Below are 25,758 nucleotides of genomic sequence, written 5' to 3'. Positions count from 1 at the left end.
AGGATCGCCTGCCGAGCCAGGCGGCCTTCCGTTTCGCTGGTCGCGGAGGGCCGTTGGGTGGGGTCAGGTTGTCAGGCGGCGGCGGATGTCCTTGCGTAGGTCGCCCTTGGCCACCTTGCCGCCGGACGAGCGGGGGAGGGCGTCCAGGACGATCAGGTGTTCCGGGTGCCATTCGCGGGAGACGCCCCGCTCCGTGAGGTGGGCGGTCAGATCTTCCAGGGTCAGCTTCGTGCCTGGGTGCAGTTCGGCGTAGACGCAGACTCGTTCGCCGAAGACCTCGTCCGGCATCGCCACGGCGGCGGCGAGGGCGACCGAGGGGTGGGTGCTCACCTCTTCTTCGACGGCGGCCGCGCTGATGTTCTTGCCGCCCCGGATGATGAGGTCGCTCAGGCGGCCGACGACGCGGAGGTAGCCGTCGGGGTCGATCTCGACGATGTCGGCCATGAGCATCCAGCCGTCGGGGGTGTAGAGCTTCTCGTTCGCCTCCGAGTCGTCGTAGTAGCCGGGGCAGGTGGCCGGGCCCTTGCAGGCGGGCTGGCCGGGGCGGCCGGAGCCGGTGATGTCGGAGCCGTCGGACGGGTCGAAGAGGCGCACCCGCATCTCGGGGATGATCCGGCCGGCGGTGCGGAGGCGGTGCTCGCGGGTGTCGGTCAGGCTCGTGTGGCTGAGGGCGCCCGTCTCGTTCGAGCCGTAGAACTGCAGGACCTTCGCGCCCGTCGTCTCCTCGAAGCGGGCCGCGCGGTCGTAGGGGACGGCCTCGCCGCCGGTGAACATGCAGCGGAGTGAGCTCAGGTCGCGTTCGCGTTCGGCCTGGGCGTTCAGCAGCATGATGAACTGCGTGCTCACGCAGTGCAGGACGGTCACCCGGTGCCGCTCGATCAGGTCGAGCGCGGTGTGCGCGTGGAACCTCTCCATGAGGACGGTCGGGACGCCCAGCGCGGCGGGCGAGAAGTGCGCCGTCCACAGCCCGAAGCCGAACGGGGACGGGACGGCGCCCATGAACACGTCGGACGGGTTCAGGTCGCCCGCGCGGCGGGCCAGTTCGTGGAAGTAGAACCAGCGGTTCTGGGTGTGGGAGACGCACTTCGGCAGGCCCGTCGTTCCGGACGTCGAGTTCAGGATGGACAGGTCGTCCGGGCCCAGGGCGCGGCCCGTGATGTCGCCGGGAAGCGGGGCTTCGAGGGTGCCCAGGCGGTCGACGATGACGTGCCGGGCGAGGGACACGCCGTCCGCGCGTAGGCCGTCCACCAGGGCGGGCGACGGTTCGCCGCGGTGGGTCGCGAGGGTGATCAGGGCGCGGGAGCCGGTCCGTTCCAGGAGGAAGCGCAGTTCGCGGTGGCCCGCGCGGGCTCCGACGCCGACCAGGATGAGGCCGGCCTTCTCCGCCGCCACGGCCGCCACGTGCCAGGCCGGAGTGTCGGGGAGGAGCACCGCGACGCGGTCGCCCGGCTCCAGGCCGAGTGCAGCGAGATGGCGGGCGAGGGTCGTCGAGTTCGACTCGTACTCGGCCCAGGAGAGGGTCGCGTCCGGAGTCGTGTAGGCGGTGGCGCCGGGGCGCTCGGCCGCGTGGCGGCGGACGTGGTCGGCGATCGTCGTCGTGCCCCACCATCCGGCCGCCCGGTACTCCTCGGTGGTCGCCGCGTCGAACGGACTGGTCACAGCTGCCTCCCCGGTCTCCCAAGCTGCCCCGAAGTTATCATTGTCATAGCTTTCTTTTAAACATAAGATCCCACAGAAGCAGCTCAGAAGGAGCGGGATGTCTGCGCAACTGTGGGTCTCCGTCGTCCAGATCGGGTGCTTCTTCGGACTGGTGGCCCTCGGCTACTACCTCGTCCTCGAAGGAGCCGATTTCTTCAACTTCGCGCTCGGGCCGTTCGCGATGTTCTCCGGCCTCACGGCGTCGTGGCTGATGGCGGAGCGGGGATGGCCGCTCGGCTTCGCGGCCGTGCTCGGCATCGCGATCGCCGCCGTGCTCGCGGTCGTCACCGAGGTCGCGCTGGTCCGGCCGATCGACGCGCGCACGGGCGGCGGCGAACTGCCGTCCCTCATCGCCGTCGTCGCCGTGCTGTTCGCGGTCGAGCAGCTCGCCGGCACGCTGTTCGGGCGGCAGCTCATGCCGGGCCGGTCGTGGCTGCCGGGGCTCGACCTCGACCTCGGCTTCGTCAAGGTGGACGGGCAGACGCTCGTCCTCGTCGCCTGCACGCTCGTCTCGTTCACCGGGGTGTGGGTGTGGACGCGCAAGTCCAAGTACGGCCGCATCCTGCGCGCCGTCGGCAGCAACCGGGAGGCGGCGCGCACCCTCGGGATGCCGGTCGGCCGGGTCCGGCTGGTCGCGTTCGCGCTCGCCGGGCTCGTCGTCGGGCTCGCCGGGCAGCTGTTCTCCGCGAAGGCGGGGGTGAGCTTCCAGTCCGGCTTCGGGTGGGCGCTGTCGGGGTTCCTCGCGCTCGTCATCGGCGGGACGGGCTCGGTGTGGGCGCCGCTGGCCGGCGGGCTGCTGCTGGCGCTCGCCCAGACGTTCGTCCCCTACTACCTGGGCAGCGCCTCGCTCGACTACGCGGTCCTCGCGGTGGCCATCCTGTTCTTCGCCCTGCGGCCCAACGGGCTGTTCGTTCGGAAGGTTCGCGTATGAGTGCGGTATCGGTGCGGGAAGGGGCGGCGGCCGGGGCGCTCGGGCGGTTCCGGTCGGCGGAGGCGGCGCGCGTCCTCGGCACGCTGGTGCTGACGCTCGGCGTCATCGCCTGGGCGGGCGGCGACCTGTTCCGGCAGGACCTCGCGCTGCTCGGCGCCACGTACGCGCTGCTGGCGCTCGGCATGTACATGCCGTTCAACCTGGCGGGCGCGCTGTCGCTGGCCTACAGCGCCTACGTCGCGATCGGCGGGTATGCGGTCGGGCTCGTCGCGACGAAGACCGGCTGGCCGCTGCCCGTCGCGTACCTGCTCGGCGCCGTCGCGTCCGCGGCGCTCGCTGTCGCGCTCGGGTTCGCGACGCGGCGACTCTCCGGCTTCTACCTCGCGGCGGTGACGCTGCTGTTCGGCATGGCGTTCCAGAGTTTCCTGCTGGACGCCAAGGACCTCACCGGCGGCGCGCTCGGCATCGGCTCCATCCGCCCCCTCACCTTCTTCGGGACGGAGCTGGACCGGCGGACGTTCATCGCCCTCACCCTGCTGGTCGTGTGGATCACGGCGGTCGCCGTCGACCGGATCCGCCGGTCCCCGTTCGGCGTGGCGCTGCAGAGCTCGCGGGACGTCCCGGCCGCGGTCGAGGCGGCCGGGATCGGCGTCCCGGCGCTGCGGCTGACCGTGCTCGGCGCGGGCGCCGCGATCGCGTCCGTCGGCGGCGGGCTGTTCACCACCGCGAACCAGACGATCGGGCCGGACACCTTCACCCTGCACCTGGTCATGCTGGCGATCTTCATGCCGCTGCTCGGCGGGCAGGGGTCGGCGTGGGGCGCGGTGCTCGGCGCGGTCCTGGTCGTGGAGCTGACGTTCAACCTGCAGATCTTCGAGCGCGCCGGGTCGCTGATCTTCGGGGTGGCGGTGCTCGCCGTCCTGCTGATCGCGCCGCGCGGCATCCTGGGCCATGCCGGGCAGGGCGCCCGGCTGCTGCGGCGGCTGCTCACCCGAACGGAAGGGACACGATGACGGTTCTCCTCGAAGGCAGCGGGCTCGGGAAGAGCTTCGGCGGGGTCGACGCCGTCGACGGCGTCGACCTGCGGCTGTCGGGCGGCGAGGTCCTCGGCCTGATCGGGCCGAACGGCGCCGGGAAGACGACGCTGGTGGACCTGCTCGACGGCGCCCAGCCCGCCGACCGGGGCACGCTCACCCTCCGCGGCCGCAAGCTCGGCGGGCCGCCGTCGCGGCGGGCGCGCGCCGGGCTCGCCCGGACGTTCCAGCACCCGCACCTGGCGCACGACCTGACCGTCCGGGAGAACATCCTGCTCGGCGCGTCCGCGCGCAAGCTCGCCGGGGTCGGCGGGCTCATCGCGGGGCTCGCCGCGGGCGCGTTCCGGCCGGCCGGGGCCCGGTTCGAGGGGACGCTCCGGCATGTCGCCGAGTCCCTCGAACTCGGCGATCTGAACCGCCGCTGCGGCGACCTCACGCTCGGCGAGCAGCGGCTCGTGGAGGTGGCGCGGGCGCTCGCGCAGGATCCGTCGGTGCTGCTGCTGGACGAGCCGTTCGCGGGCGCCGACGCCGGCGGCATCGCGGCGATCTCGGCGGCGGTCCGGAAGGTGCGCGCGGCGGGCTGCGGGATCATCCTCGTCGACCACAACGTGGACATCGTCGCGTCCCTGGTCGACCGGATCATGCTGCTGCGCTCCGGCACGGTGGTGTTCGACGGCGACCCGGCCGAGTGCCTGGCCAGCCCCGAGATGCAGGACGTCTACTTCGGAACCGGTGGTGAGACCGTTGCCCCATGAGCTGAGCCTGCACGGAGTCTCGGTGCGGTACGGCGAGTCCGTCGCGGTGGCGGACGCCTCCCTGACCTTCACGGGCGGGGCCGTCACCGGCGTCGTCGGGCCGAACGGGGCGGGCAAGTCGAGCCTGCTCCTCGCCGCGTACGGGTCGGTCGCGGCGACCGGCCGGGTCACGCTGGACGGCGACGACATCGGCGGGCTGAGCGCCGCCCGCCGCGCCGGACGCGGGCTCGCGATCGTCCCGCAGGGCAGGCAGATCTTCCCGCGCCTGACCGTCCGGGAGAACCTCCAGGTCATGGCCGACACGCTGGGCCTGCGCGGTGCCGAGGTCGAGACGGCGCTCGACCGGTTCCCCGTGCTGCGCGAGCGGGCGCGCGCGCTCGCCGGGGTGCTGAGCGGCGGCGAGCAGCAGATGCTCGCGGTGTCGCGCGCCCTGATGGGGTCGCCGAAGGCGCTGCTGCTGGACGAGATGTCCACCGGCCTCGCGCCGCTGATCGTGGCCGAGCTGATGGACACCGCCCGGCGGCTCGCCGAGGAGGGCACCGTGGTGGTGGTCGTCGAACCGTCCATCGGGGCCATCCGGGACCGGCTCGACCGCGGCTACGTGCTGCTGCGCGGGCAGGTGTCGGGGCCCGTGGAGGGCGGCCGGGAGCTGGACGCCGCCTACCAGCGCGCCATGGGCGTCACGGCCGGAGAGGCGGAGGCGGTGCTGCACGCGGAGTCGCGTGCGGCGGCGCCGCCGGGTGGAAGATGAGACGCGCACGATGACCGACCAAGCCAGGACGACATCCGAGAGGACACGGACACGGTGGAGGACACCGGTACCCCGGAGCCGCGCGCGCAGATGCGCCAGCCGCGGGTCGCGGACCTGCTCGCGGACACGCTGCGGGCCCGCATCCTGAGCGGCGAGCTGCCCGACGGCAGCCTGCTGCCCAAGCAGTCCGACCTGCTGGAGGAGTTCGGGGTCAGCAAGCTCGCCGCGCGCGAGGCGCTGCGGATCCTGGAGACCGAGGGGCTGATCACCGTCCGCCGCGGCAACACCGGCGGCTCGGTGGTGCACGCGCCGAAGCGCGACAGCGTCGCCTACATGCTGGCGCTCGTCCTGGAGTCGCGGCAGGCGGCGCTGCCGGACGTCGGGTTCGCGCTCCAGCAGATCGAGCCGTTCTGCGCGGCGCTGTGCGCGCAGCGCCCGGACCGGCACACCGCCGTCGTCCCGGAGTTGCGGCGCGCGCACGAGAGCCTCGTGCACGCCGTCGAGACGGGGGACGAGAAGCGCGCGACGCCCGCGTCCCGCGAGTTCCACGAGGCGATCGTCCGGCTGTGCGGGAACGAGACGCTGTTCGTGGTGGCGGGCGCGCTGGAGACGCTGTGGACGGCGCAGGAGCGCGACTGGTCCGAGCATGCGACCCGCGCCGGGTTCTTCCCCGAGCCCGCGCTGCGCCGCCAGGCCCTGGACGAGCACGCGCAGGCGCTCGCGCTGATCGAGGAGGGCGACGCCGAGGGGGTCGCCCGGCTGCTGCGCGGGCATCTCCAGACGGCGCAGAAGTACCCGATGACGGGCGTCAGTGAGGACCAGCGCGTCCAGGCGACACTCCTGCGCCCGCTGGTGCAGCCCGCCGAGCACGCGTGACGCGCCCGCCGCCGTAGGACGACCGTCCCGCCCCGGCAAGCGAGGCCTCCCCTCCCCGCGAAACCATTTGAACATGTTCAGTTTTGCGGGTTAGGCTCCTCGCAGTCGGCGGAGGGCGGTTGGGATGCGGGTCGTGATTCCCGGTGGCACCGGGCAGGTCGGGGCGGTGCTGGATCGCGCCCTGACGGCGGCGGGGCACGAGGTCGTCGTGCTGAGCAGGTCGCCCGAGGGGCCGCGCCAAGTCGGCTGGGACGGGCGGACGCTCGGCTCCTGGGCGAAGGAGGTCGACGGCAGCGATGTGGTGATCAACCTGGCCGGGCGCAGCGTCAGCTGCCGCTACACGCCCGCCAACCTCCAGCAGATGATGGACTCGCGGGTCCACTCCGCGCAGGTCGTCGGGGAGGCCATCGCGGCGGCGGCACGGCCGCCCAGGGTGTGGTTGCAGATGAGCACGGCGACCATCTACGCGCACCGGTTCGACGCCGCCAACGACGAGGCCGGCGGGGTGATCGGCGGGGCCGAGCCGGGGGTGCCGAAGTACTGGGAGTACAGCGTCCGGATCGCGCGGAACTGGGAGCGGGCGCAGGAACTGGCCGAGACGCCGGGCACCCGGAAGGTCGCCTTGCGGGCGGCCATGGTGATGAGCCCGGACCGGGGCGGCGTGTTCGACTACCTGTCGTGGATGGCGCGGCTCGGGCTCGGCGGGCCCGTCGCCGGGGGCGCGCAGTACATCTCGTGGATCCACGACCGGGACTTCGTCCGGGCGGTCGAGTTCCTGATCGGGCGGGACGACATCGAGGGGCCGGTGAACCTCGCCTCGCCGGGGCCGCTGCCGCAGCGGGCGTTCATGCGGGCGCTGCGCACGGCCTGGCGGGTGCCGGTCGGGCTGCCCGCCACCGCGTGGATGGCGGAGATCGGGGCGCTCGTGATCCGCTCCGACACCGAGCTGCTGCTGAAGAGCCGCCGGGTCGTGCCGGGGCGGCTGCTCGGCGCCGGGTTCGGGTTCGAGCACGAGCGGTGGCCGGAAGCCGCGCGGGATCTCGTGCGGAGGGCGCGCTCCCGGGCATGAAGGCGGGGTGGACGACGCTTCGCGGCGGGACGGCCGCCGGCTCGCGCTCCGGACGGTCCTGCGCTCGGCGCTGACCACGGTGTTCCTGCTGGCGGCCTACTTCGCGGCGCCGCTGGAGGGCGACTTCACGGCCCTCAGCGGCGTGGTGCTGCTGGTGGTCCTGGCGGTGCTCGCCGTGGTGGTCTGGTGGCAGGCGCGGGCGATCGCGCGGCATCCGGCGCCGCGGCTGCGCGCCGTCGAGGCGCTCATGACGTCCGCCGCGCTGTTCCTCGTCGCGTTCTCCACGAGCTACTGCCTGATGGGCAACGGGGCGCCGTCCGGTTTCTCCGAGCGGCTCACGCATGTGGACGCCCTTTACTTCACCATGACGGTCTTCTCGTCCGTCGGATTCGGCGACATCGTCCCGGTATCGCAGCCGGCGCGGGTTCTGACCACCGTGCAGATGGCCGGTGACCTGGTCTTCCTCGGTCTCGCCGCTAAGGTCTTCCTGGAGGCCATGCGCCGCGGGGTCGAGCGGCGCGGAGGCCGGTGACGAGGGGTTTCCGGGGGCGTGCCACGGGCACGTGTTCGACCGTTGCCACGACGTGTCATTCGACGACCGGGGGGTTCCGAGATGACCTCGGGATGGTACGGGCCGAGCGGGATGGATCCGTTCGAGGAGATGCTCGCCCGCTTCTTCGGGGCGCGGGCGCAGCGGCGGCCGCAGGAGCGGATCAGCATCGCGCGGCTGATGAGCGAGCCCGCGCGGGAGCTGGTGCGGGACGCGGCCGCGCAGGCGGCCCAGTGGGGCAGCGTCGATCTGGACACCGACCACCTGCTGTGGGCGGCGACGCGGCAGCAGGGGACGCGGCAGTGGATCGCGCGGGCCGGCGCCGACCCCGACAAGATAAAAGGGGAGATCGAGGGGCACGCGCGCCGGGGTGAGCCGCGGGACGTGCCGCCGGAGCTGACGCCGTCCGCCAAGCGCGCCCTGCTGGACTCGCACCAGGTGTCGCGGGCGCTCGGGTCGTCCTACATCGGGCCCGAGCATGTGCTGTTCGCACTGGCGCTCGACCGCGGGTCCAGCGCCGGACGGATCCTCGACCACGAGCACGTGACGCCGGACTCGCTGCAGCAGGCCGCGACCGGCGGCGGGACGGGGCAGCCGCCCGGCGGAGGCGGCGGGCAGCCGTCCGAGACGCCGACGCTGGACGAGTTCGGCCGCGACCTGACCGCGCTGGCCCGGGAGGGCCGGATCGACCCGGTGATCGGGCGGCACGAGGAGATCGAGGAGACCGTCGAGGTGCTGTCGCGGCGCACCAAGAACAACCCGGTGCTGATCGGCGACCCGGGGGTGGGCAAGACCGCGATCGCGGAGGGGCTCGCGCAGCGGATCGTCGACGACGACGTGCCGGAGACGCTGCGCGGCAAGCGGATCGTCCAGCTCGACCTGAGCGGCGTCGTCGCGGGCACCCGGTACCGGGGCGACTTCGAGGAGCGGCTGAAGAAGGTCGTGGACGAGATCCGCGCGCACGCCGACGAGCTGGTCGTGTTCATCGACGAGATCCACACGATCGTGGGGGCCGGCGGCGCGGAGGGCGCGGTGTCGGCCGGGAACATGCTGAAGCCGCCGCTGGCGCGCGGCGAGCTGCACGTCGTGGGCGCGACGACGATCGACGAGTACCGCCGCAACATCGAGAAGGACGCGGCGCTGGAGCGGCGGTTCCAGCCGATCCTGGTGAGCGAGCCGAGCGGCGACGACAGCATCGAGATCCTGCGCGGGCTCCGCGACCGGTACGAGGCGCACCACGCGGTGCGGTTCACCGACGAGGCGCTGGTCGCGGCCGTGGACCTGTCCAGCCGGTACCTGACCGACCGGTTCCTGCCGGACAAGGCGATCGACCTGATCGACCAGGCGGGCGCGCGGGTGCGGCTGCGCTCGGGGACGCGGGACGGCAGCCGGCGGGAGCTGGAGCAGCGGCTCGACCGGCGGCGCCGCGAGAAGGACCAGGCCGTCGCCGACGAGGACTACGAGAAGGCGTCGGAGCTGCGCGACGAGATCGCCCGGCTGGAGCAGGACCTGGAGGCGGCGCGCGATGACAACGCCCCGGTGACCGTCCCGGAGGTGACGACCGAGGACATCGCCGAGGTCGTGTCCCGGATCTCCGGGGTGCCGGTCACGCAGCTCACGGAGGCGGAGCGGGAGCGGCTGACGCGGCTGGAGGAGCACCTGCACCAGCGCGTCGTCGGGCAGGAGGACGCGGTGGCGGCGGTGGCGCGGGCCGTGCGGCGGTCGCGCGCCGGGATGGGAGACCCGGACCGCCCGATCGGCGGGTTCCTGTTCCTCGGCCCGACCGGCGTCGGCAAGACCGAGCTGGCGAAGGCGCTCGCGGAGGCGCTGTTCGGCAGCCGGGACCGGCTGATCCGGTTCGACATGAGCGAGTTCCAGGAGCGGCACACCGTCAGCCGGCTGATGGGCGCCCCGCCCGGATACGTCGGCTACGAGGAGGCGGGGCAGCTGACCGACGCCGTCCGGCGGCAGCCCTACTCGGTGATCCTGCTGGACGAGATCGAGAAGGCGCACCAGGACGTGTTCAACGTCCTGCTCCAGCTCCTCGACGACGGGCGGCTGACCGACGCGCAGGGCCGCACCGTCGACTTCCGCAACACCGTGGTGATCATGACGAGCAACCTCGGCTCGGAGCTGATCACCGGGACAGGCGAGATCGGGTTCGGCTCCTCGGGCGGGGAGGCGAGCGCGGAGGCGAGCGCGCTCAGCGACCGGATCATGCGGCGGCTGCGCGAGTCGTTCCGGCCCGAGTTCCTCAACCGGATCGACGAGATCATCGTGTTCCGGCGGCTGGAGGCGGGGCAGCTCCGGCAGATCACCGACCTGCTGCTGGACGAGACGCGCCGCCGCCTCCGCGCGCAGGACGTCGACGTCGACTTCACCGAGGAGGCGGTGGACTGGCTCGCCGAGCGCGGCTACCAGCCCGAGTTCGGCGCCCGGCCGCTGCGCCGCACGATCCAGCGGGAGGTGGACGACCAGCTCGCCGACCTGCTGCTGTCCGGCGGCCTGGAGCACGGGCGGCACGTGGAGGTGTCGGCGGTCAACGGCGGCCTCCAGTTCGACGTCTCCAGCCGGTAAGGGTTAAGGTTCCCTTGTAACCCTTACAAGGAGTGCGGGAGTCGCCCATGCACATCCCGATCGCCGACTACACGCGCGGCGTCGAGTTCGCGAACGCGCTGGTGGCGACGTCGCCCGAGGTCCGCGGGAGCGAGGTGCTGGGGGACGCGGACGCGCTGAGCCGTCTCCTCCCGCCGCTCGGCTTCCGGACGCCGGAGGCCGGGGACGTCGAGAAGGTCCGCCTGCTGCGCCGCGAGGTGCGCGCAGTCATGGAGACCGAGACCGAGGAGCGGGCGGTCGAGAGCGCGGCGCTGCTCGCCGGGCACGCGGGGATGGCGCCGGTGCTGCGCCGCGACCCGTCCGGCCGGTGGCAGTGGTACGTGCCGACGGTCCGGGACGCCTCGCTCGTCGGCGAGGTGGCCGCCGTCGCGGGCGTCGCGCTGCTCGGCCTCGTCCGGGCGCTCGGGCACGAGCGCTTCCGGTCGTGCGAGGCCCCCGGCTGCGCGGGCGTGTTCGCCGACGCGAGCCGCGCCGGACGCCGCCGCTACTGCATGCCCGACCGGTGCGGGAACCGGCTCAACGTCGCCAACCACCGCGCCCGCCGCCAGGGGGTGGCCCGGTGACCGCCCCGCTCGACGCCCCGCTCGACGGAGCGATCCGGCTGCCGGACGGCGCCTGGGTCCGGGGGCGCGGCCTGCGCAACGAGCCGCCCGGCGGACCCGAGCCCGCGTTCGGGCTCTATCTGGGCACCGCGAAGCTGCGGCGCCGCCACGAGCCGGAGCTGCGCTGGGAGTCGGTGTGGCTCGACTGGCCCGACTTCCGGCTGCCCCGCGACCGGGACGAGGCCGTCCGGCAGATCCGCGCCCTGCACGAGCGGGCCCGCGCCGGCGAGGCGGTGGAGGTCGCCTGCGGCGGCGGCGTCGGGCGCACCGGCACCGTCATCGCCTGCCTGGCCGTCCTCGCCGGGGTCGAGCCGTCCGGGGCGGTCGCCTGGGCGCGCGAGCACCACCACCCGCGCGCCGTCGAGACGCCCTGGCAGCGCCGCTGGGCCGCCCGGTTCCCCGGCCCCGGCCGGCGGGTAGCCGCCGTCAGGCGCCGAGGATCAGGGTCGCGGCGTGCTCGCCGATCATCATGCTCGGCGCGTTGGTGTTGCCGCCGATGATGCTCGGCATGATCGACGCGTCCGCGACGCGCAGGCCCTCGACGCCGCGGACCCGCAGCGCCGGGTCGACGACGGCGCGCTCGTCCGCGCCCATCCGGCAGCTTCCCACCGGGTGGTAGACGGTCGTGGCGCGGTTCGGCAGCTCCTTGGCCAGCGCGGCGCGGTCGGCGAAGGACGGGCCGGGCGACAGCTCCGCCTTCACGTCCCCGGCGATGACCTTGTTGCTCATCACCTCGCGGACCAGCTCCATGCCGTCCAGCAGCAGCCGGGCGTCGTCGGGCTCGGACAGGTAGCCGGGGTCGATCACCGGCGCGGCGGCCGGGTCCGCGGACGCCAGCCGGACCGTGCCGCGGCTCTTCGGGTAGATCAGCGTCGGCATGATCGTCAGCGCGCGGCGCTTGTCGACCTTGTGCCGCACCGGCGCGTCCTGGTTCGGGAACGGGTACGACCACGGCAGCGCGTGGAGCTGGATGTCGGGGATGTCGCCGGCCTGCCCGCTGCGGACGAACCCGACCGCCTCGAACACGCTGCGGGCCACCCACGTCCCGCCCTTCGTCCACTCCTTGGCGACGCCCTTGGCGAAGTAGGGTGCGGTGCCCTTGTGCCGGGCCGTGTCCATGACGAACGTCATCGGGACGAACATGTGGTCGTGCAGGTTGTCGCCGACGGGCAGGTCGGCGTGGACCTCGATGCCGTGCTCGCGCAGGTGCGCGGCGGGGCCGACGCCCGACAGCATCAGCAGGTGCGGTGAACCGAACGCGCCCGCCGCCAGGATGACCTCCTTGGTCGCCCGGATCGTCCCCTTGCCCTTCTTGGTGACGACCTCGACGCCCGTCGCGCGGCCCTTCTCGATGTTCACGCGGCCGACGGTGGCGCCCGTCACGACGGTCAGGTTCGCCAGGCCGTGGTCGTCCAGGTACCCGACGGACGAGCTGTAGCGCAGCCCCTTGTCGACGCTCTGCTGGAAGACGCCGGCGCCTTCCTGCTCCTCGCCGTTGTAGTCGTCGTTCCGCTTCACCCCGGCCGTCTGGATCACGGCCTCGATGAACGCCTCCGCCGCGGGCGTCAGGTCGCGCTGCCGCGTCACCTGGATCGGTCCTCCGGCGCCGCGCAGCTCGCTGGCGCCGTCCTCCCAGTTCTCCATGCGCTTGTAGCTGGCGAGGACGTCCTCGTAGCCCCAGCCGGTGCAGCCCTCCGCCGCCCAGTCGTCGTAGTTCTTGCGGTGCCCGCGCACGAACAGCATCCCGTTGATCGACCCGGAGCCGCCGAGGACCTTCCCGCGGGTCTGCGGGATCTTCCGGTCGAGCGCGTTGCCCTGGGGGGCGCTGTAGAAGCCCCAGTCCAGCTTCTTCTTCAGCTGCGGGACGTTGTGGAAGACGGCGATCAGGCCCGGCTTGCGGACCAGCGGCGTCCGGTCCGGGCCGCCCGCCTCCAGCAGGACGACGCTCGCCCCCGAGTCGGCCAGGCGCCGCGCCAGCACGCACCCGGCGCTCCCGGCCCCCACCACGACGTAGTCAGCGGTCTGGTCCATGTCATCCTCCAGCGCCGTCCGCGCACGCGCGGGCGACCCCAGTCGAGGGCCCGCGCCTGGCCCGGTCTGCACCGCCGCATGGGCGGGTAATGGGTGGGCCGATCGTAAGAGGACCGGAATGCGCCGCCAAGGCCCTGTCCCAATGACCGGAATGCCGCGTTGTCCTCAAAGGGGGGATGGCCCCACCTCCAATCTGGGAGGGCACACCAGTGTGTCGAGAAGCGTGCCTGCTTAGCGTCTGATCACATGAGCAGAATGCATCGGATCATTGCGTTGCTGCTGGGTGCGGCCGCGATAGCCGCCGCCGCGGCCGCACCGCCGGCGCGGGGCGACCAGGCGCGCTGCGGCGACCATGAGGCCCTGCGGACGGCTCTGGAGCGCATGACGGGGGTCCACGGCCTGACGGGCGCGGCGGTGCGGGTGGACGACCCGCGCTGCGGGACGTGGACGCACGCGAGCGGCGTCGCCGACCGGCGGACGGGCCGCGCCATGAGCGCCGACCTGCGGGGGCGGATCGGCAGCGTCACCAAGACGTTCACGGCCACCGCCGTTCTCGCGCTGGCGGCGGAGGGCCGCGTCCGGCTGGACGCGCCCGTCGCGCGCTACCTGCCCGGCCTGCTCGACCGGAACGGCCACGACGGCCGGAAGATCACCGTGCGGAGCCTGCTGCGGCACACCAGCGGCCTGCCCGACCACATGGAGAGCTTCGAGAGCACCGGCGACTTCCGCTTCCGGCACTTCGAGCCGGAGGAACTGGTCGCGCGGGCGCTCGCGCTGCCGCGTCCCGCGCCGGGGTGGCACTACTCCACCACCAACTACGTGATCGCCGGGCTCGTCGTGGAGAAGGTCACGGGGCGTCCGGTGGAGGACGAGGTCGCGCGCCGCATCATCAAGCCGCTGCGGCTCCACGACACCTACTGGCCCGGTGACGAGATCTGGATCCGCGGCCCGCACCCGCGCGGCTACGTCCGCGAGGAGGACGGCTCGTACACCGACTACACCGAGATGAACATCTCGGCGGGCGGGGCCGGTGGCGCGCTCATCTCCACTCCGCGCGACGTCAGCGCGTTCTTCGGGGCGCTGACGGGCGGGCGGCTGCTGCCTGCGGCGATGCTCGCGCAGATGAGGCAGACCGTCCCCACCGACCCCGACCGCCTGTGGGAGGGCGCGCGGTACGGCCTCGGCCTGATCGGCACGCCGCTGCGCTGCGGCGGCACCTGGTGGGGCCATGCCGGCGACATCGACGGCTTCACGGCGATCTCCGGCACGGCGCCGTCCGGGCGCCGCGTCGCGGTCGCCTTCAACGAGAACCCGTCCACCTTCGAAGCGTTCACCGGCGAACTGGACCTCGTCCAGACCGCCCTGTGCGAGGAGGCTGCGTGAAGACGATGCGATGGGCGGCGCCGCTGACCGGAGCGGCCGCCGCGCTGGCCCTGCTCGCCCCCGCCGCCACGGCGGCCCAGGCCGGGGAGCGCGGCGCCGCGGGGGGAGGCGGTCTCGACCGGTTCTACCACCAGCGGCTCACCTGGAAGGCGTGCACGCTCGGGCCGGGCGACGAGGTCGGCGCCGAACTCGACCGGGCGGGCGCGCGGTGCGCCGACGTGACCGTCCCGCTCGACTACGCCCGGCCGGACGGCCGCACGATCACCGTCGCGATCTCCCGGCTCGCGGCGTCCGACACCCGGCACCGCATCGGGACGATGATCCTCAACGGGGGCGGGCCGGGGCCGTCGATCGACCTGCCGCCCTACATGCGCGACCTCATGGGCGCGGCGGGCCCGCGCTACGACCTCGTCGGCCTGGACCCGCGCTCGCTGGGCCGCAGCCGCGGCGTCGACTGCGGCTGGCCGAGCGCCACGTGGATCAAGGGGGCGGGCGCGACGCGCCGCTCGTTCGACCGGTCGGTCGCGTTCGCGAAGGACTCGGCGCGGCGCTGTGCGCGGACGGACGGCGACGTCCTCCCGTACATCAGCACCCGCCACATCGCCCGGGACATGGACGTCGTCCGCGGTGTGCTGGGCGAGCGGAAGGTGTCGTACAACGGCGCGTCCTACGGCACCTACCTCGGCCAGGTGTACGCGGCGATGTTCCCGGGCCGCTTCGACCGGGTCGTCCTCGACAGTTCGCAGGCCGCGCAGTCATGGGGCCCGCGCCTCATCTCCACCCTGGGGCCGGCGAACGACCGGGCGCTCGGCGCCTGGGCGGCGTGGACGGCGGAGCGGCACGCGGCGTACGGGCTCGGGAAGACGCGACGCGAGGTCCTGGCCACCGTCCACCGGGTCTACGAGGCGTCGGCGAGCGCGCCGCTCGCCGTCGGCCGGTACCGCCTGGACGACACGATGATGCCGGTGGTGCTGTTCGACAACCTCGGCAACGACGAGGACACGGCTCGGGCGAGCTTCGCCGCGTCGATGCGGGTGCTGGCGGACGCCGCCGCCGGGCGCCCCGCGAAGCCCACCCCCGACCTGGACGAGGAACTCGCCTTCCTGCTGACCGGGGCGGAGTCGCGGTACGGCAGCGGGCAGAGCGCCATCATCTGCGGTGACGCGGTGGCGCCGCGCGACCCGGAGGTCTACTGGCGGGGCGTCCAGCGGCACCGCGCCGACAGCCCGCTGTTCGGGCCCCTGGCCCAGGGCATCGGGCCGTGCGCGTTCTGGCCGGTGCGTCCTGCCGAGCCGCCCGTCCGGACCGGCGGGCCGCTGCCCGCGCTGATGGTCGCCGCGACCGGTGACACCCGCACCACCTACGAGAGCAACCAGATCGTCCACCGGATGCTGCCCGGCTCGCGGATGATCACGTTGCCGGCGAACGTCCACGCGCCCTACCAGCGCGGATACCCGAACCTGTGCGTGCGGGACACGGTGAACGACTACCTCGCGACCGGCCGCCTGCCCGATCGCGACCTCGTCTGCGCCCCCGAACCTCAGGCGTCGTAGTCGACGGTGAGCCGCGGCGTGGCCGGAACGGACTGGCAGGTCAGGACGTATCCGGCTGCGACCTCGGCGGGGTCGAGCGCGAAGTTGCGGCGCATGTCGACCTCGCCTTCGACGACCCTGGCCCGGCACGTTCCGCAGACACCGCCCTTGCACGCGAACGGCAGGTCCGGCCGGACGCGCTGGGCGGAGTCGAGGACGGTCGCGTCCTGGGGCTGGGTCAGGGTCGTCGAGCGGCCGTCCAGGACGACCGTCACCTCGCAGGCCGGGCCCGTCGGGGCGCTCCGCCTCCGCACCGGCTCGGGCGGCGGCTCGTCCACGTAGAACAGCTCCTGGTGGACGCGCTCGCGCGGCACACCGAACCCCTGGAGGACGTCACGGGCGTCCGTGACCATGCCCAGCGGGCCGCACAGCCACCAGTGGTCCACGTCGGCGACGGGGACGAGGAGGGGGAGCAGCGTGCGCAGCCGGTCGGCGTCCAGGCGGCCGCTGAACAGCTCCGCCTCCCGAGGCTCCTGGGACAGGACGTGCACCAGCTCGAACCGGCCGGGGTGCGCGTCCTTCAGGTCGGCCAGCTCGTCGGCGAACATGACGGTGCCGCTGCTCCGGTTGCCGTACAGGACGGTGACGCGACCGTCCGGGTCGGCGAGCGCGGACGCCGCGATCGACAGCACCGGCGTGATCCCGGACCCGGCGGCGATCAGCACGTGGTGCCCGGCGCGCGCGCCGAGCACGAACGTCCCGGACGGCGGCAGCACCTCGACGGTGTCGCCCGGACGCACGTCGCGCACCAGCCACTGGGAGAACAGCCCGTCCGGGATCTCGCGGACGCCGATGCGCGGCGCGGCCCCGGCGGGCGCGCAGATCGAGTACGAGCGGCGCTCCTCGCGGCCGTCGATCACCCGGCGCAGCGTGAGGAACTGGCCGGGCCGGAACGCGTACTCGGCCGCCAGGTCCGGCGGGACGTCGAAGGTGACCGCGACCGCGTCGTCGCACAGCCGCTCCACCCCGGCGACGCGCAGGGCGTGGAAGCCGGTGCGGCGGGGTGCGGCCTCGGTGAGCGTCACTCAGATCTCCTTGAAGTGCTCGAACGGCTCGCGGCAGGACTCGCAGCGGCGCAGCGACTTGCAGGCGGTCGCGCCGAACCGGGACAGCTCGACCGTGTCGGACGAGCCGCACCGCGGGCACGGAACGCGCCGGGTCGGGCCGAGGGTGAGCGGGACCGGCCCGGACGCGCGGCGCGGCGCCGGGCCGGGCGGTGCGATCCCGGCCTCGCGGAGCTTGCGGCGGCCGGGCTCGCTGATCCAGTCGGTCGTCCACGGCGGGTCGAGGACGGTCCGCACCTCGACCTCGGCGTACCCGGCGTCGGCGAGCCTGCGCCGCAGGTCGGCGCGCATCGCGTCCACGGCCGGGCAGCCGGTGTAGGTCGGGGTGATCGTCACCTCGACGCGGCCCGGTTCCTCCCGGACGTCGCGCAGCACCCCGAGCTCCGCGAGCGTCAGCATCGGCAGCTCGGGGTCGGTGACGGTCTCGGCGACCGCGCGGGCGCTCACCATTCCGCCTCCGGATGCTCGCGGGCGAGGCTCTGCATTTCGGCGAGCAGGGCGGCCAGCGCGGGCGAGTGCGCGCCGTCGCGCCCGGCCAGGTGCGGCGGGACGGGCTCGGGACGCCGCAGCGTCGCCCTGGCCAGCACCTCGCCGATGACCGCGTCGCACTCGTCGCGGACGTCGGCCGGGTCGACGGCCACCCCGGCGCCGGCCAGCAGCCGCTCGGTCTCGTGCGTGGCGAACAGCTCCCCGGTCAGCGGCCACAGCCCGTCGACGGCGGCCTGCGCGCGGTCGTGGGACAGGTCGGTGCCGTCGCCGAGCCTGACCGTCCACAGCGCGGCGTGGTCGCGGTGGTAGGCGACCTCCTTGACGCCCTTCGCGGCGATCGCGGCGAGGACCGGGTCCGCGGACGCGGTGAGCCGGTCCAGCAGCGCGAGCCGCCACGTCGCGAACAGCAGCAGCCGGACGGTCGAGTACGCGAAGTCGCCGTTCTCCGCCTCGGCGAGGCCGACGTTGCGGAACTCGGACGCGTCCCGGAAGTAGGCGAGGTCGTCCTCGCCGCGGCCCTTGCCCTCGGCTGCGCCGGCGCGGGCCAGCAGCAGCCGGGCCTGGCCGAGCAGGTCGAGCGCGATGTTGGCGAGCGCGACCTCCTCCTCCAGCTCGGGCGCGTGCGTGCACCACTCCTGGAGGCGGTGCGACATGACGAGCGCGTCGTCGCCGAGCATCAGGCAGTACGCGGCCAGCGCGTCCCGGTCGATCCCGTCCGGCACGGACGGGTCGATCCCGGCGAGCGGGTCCTCGAACCCGGTGCCGAACGCCCAGCGGCTGTCGTCGCTCTCCTCGGAGAGCGCCTCGAACGGATTGTCGGACGACATCAGAAGCCTCACATATGGGGGACGTTCTCGGGGATGTCGTAGAACGTCGGGTGGCGGTAGACCTTGTCGCCGCTGGGGGCGAAGAACGGGTCCTTCTCGTCGGGGCTGGACGCGGTGACGTCCTCCGACCGCACCACCCAGATGCTGACGCCCTCGTTCCGCCGCGTGTACAGGTCGCGGGCGTTGCGCAGCGCCATCTCGGCGTCGGGGGCGCGCAGCGAGCCGACGTGGACGTGGTTCAGGCCGCGCTTGCCGCGGACGAACACCTCGTAGAGCGGCCAGTCCCTCTCCATCACGCCACCTCCCTCTCCGTGCGGCCGCCCGCGTGCTTGGCGGCGTACGCGGCGGCGGCCTCGCGGACCCAGGCGCCGTCCTCGTGGGCCGCGCGGCGCCGCTCGACCCGCTCGGCGTTGCAGGGGCCGTCGCCGCTGATCACGCGCTTCAGCTCCGACCAGTCGATCTCGCCGAAGTCGTGGTGGCCGCGCTCCTCGTTCCACCGCAGGTCCGGGTCGGGGAGCGTGACGCCGAGCGCCTCCGCCTGCGGGACGGTCATGTCGACGAACCGCTGCCGCAGCTCGTCGTTGGTGTGCCGCTTGATCTTCCAGGCCATGGACTGCGCGGTGTGCGTCGAGTCGGCGTCCGGCGGGCCGAACATCATCAGCGACGGCCACCACCAGCGGTTCACGGCGTCCTGCACCATCTCCCGCTGGGCCTCGGTGCCGCGCATGAGCGTCATCAGCAGCTCGTAGCCCTGCCGCTGGTGGAACGACTCCTCCTTGCAGATCCGGATCATCGCCCGCGCGTACGGGCCGTAGGAGCTGCGGCACAGCGGCACCTGGTTGCAGATCGCGGCGCCGTCCACCAGCCAGCCGATCACGCCGACGTCCGCGAACGTCAGCGTCGGGTAGTTGAAGATCGAGGAGTACTTCTGCCTCCCGGAGATCAGCTTCGCGGTCAGGTCGGACCGGTCGGCGCCGAGCGTCTCCGCCGCCGAGTACAGGTACAGGCCGTGGCCCGCCTCGTCCTGCACCTTGGCGAGCAGGATCGCCTTGCGGCGCAGCGACGGCGCGCGGGTGATCCAGTGCCCCTCCGGCTGCATCCCGATGATCTCGGAGTGGGCGTGCTGCGCGATCTGCCGGATCATCGTGGCCCGGTACCTCTCCGGCATCCAGTCGCGCGGCTCGATGCGCTGGTCGCGCTCGATCGTCCGCTCGAAGTGCTCCTGCTCCGGCCGCCGCTCCTGCTCGGGCTGCTGCGTCATGCCTTCTCCTCCGGGCGCTTGGCGACCAGGGTCAGGACGTCGTACTGCGCGACGACCGCGCCGTCCTGCCGGGTGACCTCGGTGTCCCAGCGGACCTCCCCGTAGCCGGCGTTCTCGCGCGGGGTGATCTGCTTGGCGGTCAGCTTCACCGTCAGCTCGTCGCCGGGGAACGTCGGGGCGAGGAACCGCAGGTTCTCCAGCCCGTAGTTCGCGAGGACGGGGCCGGGCTCGGGCGAGACGAACAGGCCCGCCGCGAACGAGACGACGAGGTAGCCGTGCGCGACCCGGCCGCCGAAGAACGGGTTCGCCTTGGCGGCCTCCTCGTCCATGTGGGCGTAGAAGGTGTCGCCGGTGAACTCGGCGAAGTGCTCGATGTCCTCCAGGGTGACGGTGCGCGGCCCGGCCACGACCGTGTCGCCGATCCGCAGGTCCTCCAGGTGCTTGCGGAACGGGTGCTCGCCGGTCTCGGTGCGGGGCGCGCCCGGCGTCCAGCGGCCGGTGATCGCCGACAGCATCGACGGCCCGGCCTGCACGGCGGTGCGCTGCATGTGGTGCAGGACGCCGCGGACGCCGCCCATCTCCTCGCCGCCGCCCGCGCGTCCCGGGCCGCCGTGGACGAGGCCCGGCATCGGCGAGCCGTGGCCGGTGGACTCCTTCGCGTCCTCCTCGTTCAGCACGAGCAGCCGCCCGTGCCACGGCGCGGCGCCGAGGACGACGCGGCGCGCGAAGTCGGGGTCGGCGGTGACCACCGACCCGACCAGGCTGCCGAGGCCGCGCGCGGCGAGCGCCACGGCCTGCTCGGCGCCGTCGTAAGGGAGCAGGGTGCTGACCGGGCCGAACGCCTCGACCTCGTGCGGCTCGGGGCGGGCGGTGTCGTCCACGCGCACCAGCACCGGGGACATGAACGCGCCGCGCTCGGCGTCGGCGCCGACCACCTCGACGCGCTCGGGGTCGCCGTACACGATCCGGCCCGCGTCGAGGAGCTTCTTGAGCTGCCGGCGGACCTCCTCGCGCTGTTCGAGGGTCGCGAGCGCGCCCATCCGCACGTCCGGCTCGGCCGGGTTCCCGATCTTCACCCGGGCGAGCCGCTCGCTCGCCGCCTCCGCGACCTCGTCCATCAGGTCGGACGGCACCAGCGCCCGCCGGATGGCCGTGCACTTCTGCCCCGCCTTCACCGTCATCTCGGTGACGAGCTGCTTGACGAACAGGTCGAACTCGGCCGTACCGGGGCGGGCGTCCGGGCCGAGGATCGCGCAGTTCAGCGAGTCGGCCTCCGCGTTGAACCGGACCGACCGCCCGGTCACCACCGGGTGCGCGCGCAGCAGCCGGCCCGTCGCGGCGGACCCGGTGAACGCCAGCACGTCCTGCTCGGTCAGGTGGTCGAGCAGGTCGCCGGGGTCGCCGCAGACGAGCTGGAGCGTCCCCTCCGGCAGGACGCCCGACTCGACGATCAGCTCGACCAGCCGCGCGGTCAGGTACGCCGTCTGCGGCGCGGGCTTCACCAGGCTCGGCATCCCGGCGAGGAACGCGGGCGCGAGCTTCTCCAGCGGACCCCAGACGGGGAAGTTGAACGCGTTGATCTGCACCGCGACGCCCTGGAGCGGCGTGCAGACGTGCCGCCCGGCGAACGTGCCGCCCTTGCTGAGCGGCTCCACGTCCCCGTCGACCAGGACCGTGTCGTTCGGCAGCTCGCGCTTGCCCTTGCTCGCGTACGCCAGCAGGACGCCGATGCCGCCGTCCACGTCGATCTTCGAGTCGGCGAGCGTCGCGCCGGTGCGGGCCGACAGCGCGTACAGCTCGTCGCGGTGCTCGCGCAGGGCCAGGCCGAGCTGCTTCAGCAGGGCGGCGCGCTGGTGGAACGTCAGCTCCCGCAGGGCCGGGCCGCCCGTCCGGCGGCCGTGCTCCAGCGCGGCCCCCATGTCGATGCCGGCCGAGGAGATCCGGGCGACCTCCGCCCCGGTCACGGCGTCGGTGAGCGGCGCGCCCTCGTCCGGCGGGACGTGCCAGGCACCGGACACGTAACTGGGCAGCGGAGCCATCGGGCCTCCTCGATTTACTGACCGTCCGTTCAGTCAGATATTAACCCGGTCCGGGGGCCCGGGAGAAGAGCTGAACGGCGTTCGGCGCTGCGATAATGGGCCCGTGGCTACTGCGGACGGCGGGCGGGTGAACCGGCGGGGAAGGCCGGGCTACGACCGGGAGTCGCTGCTGCTCGTCGCCGTCAAGGTGTTCAACGAGCGCGGCTACGACGGCACCAGCATGGACGACCTGGCCAAGCGGCTCGGCATCGGCAAGTCCGCGATCTACCACCATGTGAGCGGCAAGGACGAGCTGCTCCAGCTCGCGGTCGACCGGGCCCTCGACGGGCTGTTCGCCGCCGCCGAGGAGACCGCCGCCGTCGAGGGCCGCGCCATCGACCGGCTGGAGCACCTCGTGCGCGCCAGCGTCGCCGTCCTCGTCGAGCGGCAGCCGTTCGTGACCCTGCTGCTGCGGGTGCGCGGCAACACCGCCGTCGAGAAGCGGGCGCTGGCCCGCCGCCGCGAGTTCGACCACCGGGTCGCCGCGCTCGTCGCGCAGGCCGAGGCGGAGGGCGACATCCGCGCCGACATCGACCCGGCGATCACCGCCCGGCTGCTGTTCGGCCTGGTCAACTCGCTGATCGAGTGGTACAGACCGCGCGGCGGCGCCAGTGGGGGGGAGATCGCCGACGCGCTGTGCAAGGTCGCGTTCGACGGGCTGCGCCGCCGCGCGGCGGCTACCGGCGACTGACCAGCATCTCGGGCCGCTCCACGCAGTCCGCGACGAACCGCAGGAACCCGCCCGCGACGCCGCCGTCGCAGACCCGGTGGTCGAACGTGAACGACAGCTGCGTCACCTGCCGCAGCCGCACCTTCCCCTTGTGCGCCCAGGGCCGCTCGGCGATCCGGCCGACGCCGAGCATCGCCGCCTCCGGGTGGTTGATGATCGGCGTCGAGCCGTCCACGCCGAACACGCCGTAGTTGTTGAGCGTGAACGTGCCGCCGGTGAGGTCGCCCGGGGAGAGCCGCCCCTCGCGGGCCTCCTCCGTCCGTTCCCGCAGCGCGGCGGCGAGGTCGGCGAGCGGCAGCAGGTGCGCGTCCCGGACGACCGGCACGACCAGGCCGCGCTCGGTCTGCGCCGCGAACCCGAGGTGGACGTGCGGCAGCCGGACGATCTCCTCGCGCTCGGTGTCGACGTAGGCGTTGAGCTCGGGGAAGCGACGGAGCCCCGCCACGCAGATCGCGGCGAACAGGGCCAGCATCCCGACACCGGCGTCCGGATCGGCCTCGCCGATCCGCTTCTTGAGCTTGACCAGGCGGGTCGCGTCCACGTCCACCCAGGTCGTCGCGTCCGGGATCTCGCGGCGGCTGCGGGACAGCTTCTCGGCCATCGTCCGCCGGACGCCCTTCAGCGGGACGCGCACGACATCGGCGGCCTCCCGGTGCTCCTCGGCGGCCGGGGCGGTCGCCTGAGCGGCGGGCGGGGCGGCGGTGGGGGCGGTGCCCGCGATCGCCTGCTCGACGTCGCAGCGGAGGATGACGCCGCCGGGGCCGGTCGGGGTGAGCGTGGCGACGTCGATGCCGTTGTCCTTGGCGAGGCGCCGTACCACCGGCGAGATCACGCGCGGTGCCTCGTCCTGGGCCACCGCCGCGGGATGGGCGGGCTCCGGACGTGCGGCGCGGCGGCGGGAGCGGCGGGTCTCGGTCGTCCCGTAGCCGACCAGGACGTTGCCCGAACCGGCCTGCTCCTCCTCCCGGTACCGCTCGGCGGCGGCGTCGGGCAGGGCGGTCTCCGGGGAGATCGCGATGAGCGGGGAGCCGACGTCCACGACCGTGCCCGCCTCGGCGAACAGCTCCGCGACCGTCCCGGCGATCGGGACCGGGACGTCCACCGCCGCCTTCGCCGTCTCGACCTCGACGATGATCTGGTCGGTCGTCACGGTGTCGCCGACCGACACCTTCCACTCCAGGATCTCCGCCTCGGTGAGCCCCTCACCGAGATCCGGCAGCTTGAAGACCGTGGCCGTCATGCGTGCCTCCTGCGGGGGGACGACCCCCCGCACCCCCCGGTTCGCTCCGCTCATGCCGCACCCCCCAGGTACTTGGGGTCGGGCTGGTCGTCCCGCTGGAGGCGGTCGAGCGCGTCCAGGATCCGGTCGACGTTCGGCAGGTGGTGGTGCTCCAGCATCGGCGGCGGGTAGGGGATGTCGAACCCGGTCACCCGCAGCACCGGCGCCTCCAGGCTGTGGAAGCAGCGCTCCTGGACGCGGGCCGCGATCTCCGCCCCGACGCCCGCGAACCCGGCCGCCTCGCCGACCACGACGCAGCGGCCCGTCCTGCGCACCGACGCCGCCACGGTCGCGTCGTCGAACGGGACGATCGTCCGCAGGTCGACGACCTCCAGGTCCCAGCCCTCGTCCCGCGCGGCGGCCGCCGCCTCCAGCGCGACCGGCACGCTCGGCCCGTACGCGACGAGCGTCGCGTCGCGGCCGGTCCGCCGGACGGCGGCGCGGCCGAACGGCTCCGTCCGGTCCAGCCGCCCGACGTCGGCCTTCGACCAGTACAGCTTCTTCGGCTCCATGAACACGACCGGGTCGGGGTCGTCGATCGCCTCGCGCAGCAGCGAGTACGCGTCCTCGACCGTGGCCGGGGTGACGACCTTCAGGCCGGGGGTGTGCGCGTAATACGCCTCGCTGGAGTCGCAGTGGTGCTCGACGCCGCCGATCCCGCCCGCGTAGGGGATCCGGATCACGATCGGCAGCGCGACCCGGCCGCGCGTGCGGTTGCGCATCTTCGCCACGTGCGACGCGATCTGCTCGAACGCGGGGTAGGCGAACGCGTCGAACTGCATCTCCACGACGGGCCGGAAGCCGCCCATCGCCATGCCGACGGCGAACCCGACGATGCCCGACTCGGCGAGCGGGGTGTCGAAGCAGCGGTCGTCGCCGAACTTGGCGGTGAGGCCGTCGGTGACGCGGAAGACGCCGCCGAGCGTGCCGACGTCCTCGCCGAACACCAGGACCCGCTCGTCCTCGTCGAGGGCGTCCGCCAGCGCCGTGTTCAGCGCCTGGGCCATCGTGATCATGACAGCGCCTCCTCGGCCTCGATCTCGGCGCGGAGCTGGGCCCGCTGCTCGTCCAGCTGCGGGGTCGGGGTGCCGTAGACGTGCTCGAACAGCCCCATCGGGTGCAGCTCGGGATCGGCGTTCATCCGGTCCCGGAGCCGCGCGGCGAACTCCTCGGCCTCCGCCGACGCCGCCTCGACGTCGGCGTCCGTGAGGTGCCCGCGCCGGCGCAGGTAGCGCTCCAGCCGGGCGACCGGGTCGCGCCCGCGCCATTCGTCCGCCTCGGCGTCGGTCCGGTAGCGGGACGCGTCGTCGGCGTTGGTGTGCGATTCGAGCCGGTAGGTGAGCGCCTCGACCAGGAACGGTCCATTCCCCGTGCGGGCGTGCTCGACGGCCGCCGCCAGGACGGCCAGCACCGCGACCGGGTCGTTGCCGTCCACCCGCTCCGAGCGCACCCCGTACCCGATGCCCTTGTGGGCGAGGGAGGGCGCGGCAGTCTGCCGGTCCAGCGGCACGGAGATGGCGTACTGGTTGTTCTGGACCAGGAACACCACCGGCGCCTTGAACACGGCGGCGAAGTTGAGCGCCTCGTGGAAGTCGCCCTCGCTGGTGGCGCCGTCGCCGACGCAGGCCAGCGCTACCCGTCCCGTCCCCTTGCGCCGCTCCGCGTAGGCGACGCCCGCCGCGTGGACGGTCTGCGTGGCCAGCGGCGTGCACTGCGGCGCGGTGTGGTGGAGCTCGGGGTCGTAGCCGCAGTGGGCGTCGCCCCGCAGCAGCGAGAGCACCTCGACCGGGTCGATGCCGCGCGTCACCAGCGCCATCGACTCGCGGTAGGTGGGGAAGAACCAGTCGCCGTCCTCCAGGGCGAGGACCGAGCCGACCTGGCACGCCTCCTGCCCGTGGCTGGACGGGTACACCGCCAGCCGGCCCTGCTTGGTCAGCGCCGTCGCCTGGGCGTCGAACCGCCGCCCGACGACCATCGCCCGGTGCGCCCGGCGCAGCAGCTCCGGATCCGGCACCGGGTACGGCTGCTTGCCGCGCACCGCCGCGCCGCCGTCGGTCAGGAACCGCACGGGCTCCTCCGAGGGGAGCAGCGCCTCGATCCGACCCGTCGCCATACGCCTCCACCTCCGCAGTCGTCCGGTGC

The 25,758-nt window shown here is 73.6% G+C and carries 24 protein-coding genes; 13 read left to right on the top strand and 11 right to left on the bottom strand.

Annotated elements, in window-relative coordinates; all coding sequences use genetic code 11:
• Positions 1 to 63: 63 nt before the first annotated feature.
• Positions 64 to 1,659, bottom strand: coding sequence for a class I adenylate-forming enzyme family protein (locus tag CHF16_RS08000; RefSeq protein ID WP_089325267.1), 1,596 nt, complete (start codon positions 1,657 to 1,659; stop codon positions 64 to 66).
• Between the two features lie 97 nt (positions 1,660 to 1,756).
• Here CHF16_RS08000 and CHF16_RS07995 point away from each other — a divergent pair, with 97 nt between their 5' ends.
• The 10 genes from CHF16_RS07995 to CHF16_RS07950 all read left to right on the top strand — a co-directional run bounded on the left by CHF16_RS07995 (position 1,757) and on the right by CHF16_RS07950 (position 11,382).
• Positions 1,757 to 2,629 carry a branched-chain amino acid ABC transporter permease gene (locus CHF16_RS07995; RefSeq protein WP_089325266.1) on the top strand — a complete coding sequence of 291 codons (873 nt, stop codon included), beginning with the start codon at positions 1,757 to 1,759 and terminating at the stop codon, positions 2,627 to 2,629.
• The gene (locus CHF16_RS07990) at positions 2,626 to 3,642 is read left to right on the top strand and encodes a branched-chain amino acid ABC transporter permease (RefSeq protein WP_089325265.1); all 1,017 of its coding nucleotides are present in this window, start codon (positions 2,626 to 2,628) and stop codon (positions 3,640 to 3,642) included. The genes CHF16_RS07995 and CHF16_RS07990 overlap by 4 nt, the downstream gene beginning before the upstream one ends.
• Complete coding sequence (locus CHF16_RS07985; RefSeq protein WP_089325264.1) at positions 3,639 to 4,418, top strand: ABC transporter ATP-binding protein; 780 nt, start codon at positions 3,639 to 3,641, stop codon at positions 4,416 to 4,418. The genes CHF16_RS07990 and CHF16_RS07985 overlap by 4 nt, the downstream gene beginning before the upstream one ends.
• A complete protein-coding gene (locus CHF16_RS07980; protein ID WP_218826578.1) occupies positions 4,408 to 5,169 on the top strand; it encodes an ABC transporter ATP-binding protein in 762 nt (253 codons plus the stop codon). The genes CHF16_RS07985 and CHF16_RS07980 overlap by 11 nt, the downstream gene beginning before the upstream one ends.
• Before the next feature lie 54 nt (positions 5,170 to 5,223).
• Positions 5,224 to 6,045, top strand: coding sequence for a FadR/GntR family transcriptional regulator (locus CHF16_RS07975; RefSeq protein ID WP_218826577.1), 822 nt, complete (start codon positions 5,224 to 5,226; stop codon positions 6,043 to 6,045).
• 124 nt (positions 6,046 to 6,169) lie between these two features.
• Positions 6,170 to 7,114, top strand: coding sequence for an epimerase (locus tag CHF16_RS07970; RefSeq protein ID WP_089325263.1), 945 nt, complete (start codon positions 6,170 to 6,172; stop codon positions 7,112 to 7,114).
• Between the two features lie 7 nt (positions 7,115 to 7,121).
• The gene (locus tag CHF16_RS07965) at positions 7,122 to 7,646 is read left to right on the top strand and encodes a potassium channel family protein (RefSeq protein WP_089325262.1); all 525 of its coding nucleotides are present in this window, start codon (positions 7,122 to 7,124) and stop codon (positions 7,644 to 7,646) included.
• Positions 7,647 to 7,727: 81 nt separating this feature from the next.
• Entirely contained in the window at positions 7,728 to 10,241 is a 2,514-nt protein-coding gene (locus CHF16_RS07960) for an ATP-dependent Clp protease ATP-binding subunit (protein ID WP_089325261.1), read from the top strand.
• Positions 10,242 to 10,288: 47 nt separating this feature from the next.
• Positions 10,289 to 10,843, top strand: a complete 555-nt coding sequence (locus CHF16_RS07955; RefSeq protein WP_089325260.1) for a CGNR zinc finger domain-containing protein — start codon at positions 10,289 to 10,291, stop codon at positions 10,841 to 10,843.
• On the top strand, positions 10,840 to 11,382 hold the full coding sequence (locus CHF16_RS07950; protein WP_143227910.1) for a protein-tyrosine phosphatase family protein: 543 nt from the start codon (positions 10,840 to 10,842) through the stop codon (positions 11,380 to 11,382). Before CHF16_RS07955 ends, CHF16_RS07950 begins: the two co-directional genes overlap by 4 nt.
• Here the strand turns inward: CHF16_RS07950 and CHF16_RS07945 are convergent.
• Positions 11,309 to 12,913, bottom strand: coding sequence for a GMC family oxidoreductase (locus tag CHF16_RS07945; RefSeq protein ID WP_089325259.1), 1,605 nt, complete (start codon positions 12,911 to 12,913; stop codon positions 11,309 to 11,311). The two genes, CHF16_RS07950 and CHF16_RS07945, sit on opposite strands and share 74 nt — an antisense overlap.
• Before the next feature lie 246 nt (positions 12,914 to 13,159).
• On the opposite strand from CHF16_RS07945, the gene CHF16_RS07940 reads away from it, so the two are divergent.
• A complete protein-coding gene (locus tag CHF16_RS07940) occupies positions 13,160 to 14,296 on the top strand; it encodes a serine hydrolase domain-containing protein (protein ID WP_218826576.1) in 1,137 nt (378 codons plus the stop codon).
• Between the two features lie 5 nt (positions 14,297 to 14,301).
• Positions 14,302 to 15,849, top strand: coding sequence for an alpha/beta hydrolase (locus CHF16_RS07935; RefSeq protein ID WP_089325353.1), 1,548 nt, complete (start codon positions 14,302 to 14,304; stop codon positions 15,847 to 15,849).
• On the opposite strand, the gene paaE is transcribed toward CHF16_RS07935, so the two are convergent.
• Genes paaE through paaZ form a run of 6 tightly spaced genes read right to left on the bottom strand, consistent with a single transcriptional unit; the run spans position 15,837 to position 21,568 of the window.
• Positions 15,837 to 16,913, bottom strand: a complete 1,077-nt coding sequence (gene paaE, locus CHF16_RS07930) for a 1,2-phenylacetyl-CoA epoxidase subunit PaaE (RefSeq protein ID WP_089325258.1) — start codon at positions 16,911 to 16,913, stop codon at positions 15,837 to 15,839. The genes CHF16_RS07935 and paaE overlap by 13 nt on opposite strands.
• Positions 16,914 to 17,402 (bottom strand): 1,2-phenylacetyl-CoA epoxidase subunit PaaD, encoded by a 489-nt coding sequence (paaD, locus tag CHF16_RS07925; RefSeq protein WP_089325257.1) that lies wholly within the window; start codon positions 17,400 to 17,402, stop codon positions 16,914 to 16,916.
• Positions 17,396 to 18,268 (bottom strand): 1,2-phenylacetyl-CoA epoxidase subunit PaaC, encoded by an 873-nt coding sequence (paaC, locus tag CHF16_RS07920; protein WP_089325256.1) that lies wholly within the window; start codon positions 18,266 to 18,268, stop codon positions 17,396 to 17,398. The genes paaD and paaC overlap by 7 nt, the downstream gene beginning before the upstream one ends.
• 8 nt (positions 18,269 to 18,276) lie before the next feature.
• A complete protein-coding gene (paaB, locus tag CHF16_RS07915; RefSeq protein ID WP_089325255.1) occupies positions 18,277 to 18,561 on the bottom strand; it encodes a 1,2-phenylacetyl-CoA epoxidase subunit PaaB in 285 nt (94 codons plus the stop codon).
• Entirely contained in the window at positions 18,561 to 19,529 is a 969-nt protein-coding gene (paaA, locus tag CHF16_RS07910; RefSeq protein WP_089325254.1) for a 1,2-phenylacetyl-CoA epoxidase subunit PaaA, read from the bottom strand. The genes paaB and paaA overlap by 1 nt, the downstream gene beginning before the upstream one ends.
• Complete coding sequence (gene paaZ / locus CHF16_RS07905) at positions 19,526 to 21,568, bottom strand: phenylacetic acid degradation bifunctional protein PaaZ (RefSeq protein ID WP_089325253.1); 2,043 nt, start codon at positions 21,566 to 21,568, stop codon at positions 19,526 to 19,528. The genes paaA and paaZ overlap by 4 nt, the downstream gene beginning before the upstream one ends.
• A 103-nt stretch (positions 21,569 to 21,671) precedes the next feature.
• Between paaZ and CHF16_RS07900 the strand changes: the two genes are divergently transcribed.
• Complete coding sequence (locus CHF16_RS07900; protein WP_281259332.1) at positions 21,672 to 22,298, top strand: TetR/AcrR family transcriptional regulator; 627 nt, start codon at positions 21,672 to 21,674, stop codon at positions 22,296 to 22,298.
• Here the strand turns inward: CHF16_RS07900 and CHF16_RS07895 are convergent.
• The 3 genes from CHF16_RS07895 to pdhA are packed head-to-tail and all read right to left on the bottom strand — an operon-like array spanning position 22,285 to position 25,729.
• The gene (locus tag CHF16_RS07895; RefSeq protein WP_089325251.1) at positions 22,285 to 23,577 is read right to left on the bottom strand and encodes a dihydrolipoamide acetyltransferase family protein; all 1,293 of its coding nucleotides are present in this window, start codon (positions 23,575 to 23,577) and stop codon (positions 22,285 to 22,287) included. The two genes, CHF16_RS07900 and CHF16_RS07895, sit on opposite strands and share 14 nt — an antisense overlap.
• Before the next feature lie 50 nt (positions 23,578 to 23,627).
• Positions 23,628 to 24,632, bottom strand: coding sequence for an alpha-ketoacid dehydrogenase subunit beta (locus tag CHF16_RS07890; protein ID WP_089325250.1), 1,005 nt, complete (start codon positions 24,630 to 24,632; stop codon positions 23,628 to 23,630).
• A complete protein-coding gene (gene pdhA / locus CHF16_RS07885; RefSeq protein WP_089325249.1) occupies positions 24,629 to 25,729 on the bottom strand; it encodes a pyruvate dehydrogenase (acetyl-transferring) E1 component subunit alpha in 1,101 nt (366 codons plus the stop codon). The genes CHF16_RS07890 and pdhA overlap by 4 nt, the downstream gene beginning before the upstream one ends.
• Positions 25,730 to 25,758: the final 29 nt, after the last annotated feature.

This window comes from Actinomadura meyerae, assembly GCF_900188445.1.
Taxonomy (GTDB): Bacteria; Actinomycetota; Actinomycetes; order Streptosporangiales; family Streptosporangiaceae; genus Spirillospora; species Spirillospora meyerae.
The sequence above is the reverse complement of the archived record's forward strand: the minus strand, read 5'-3'. Positions and strand labels throughout refer to the sequence as shown.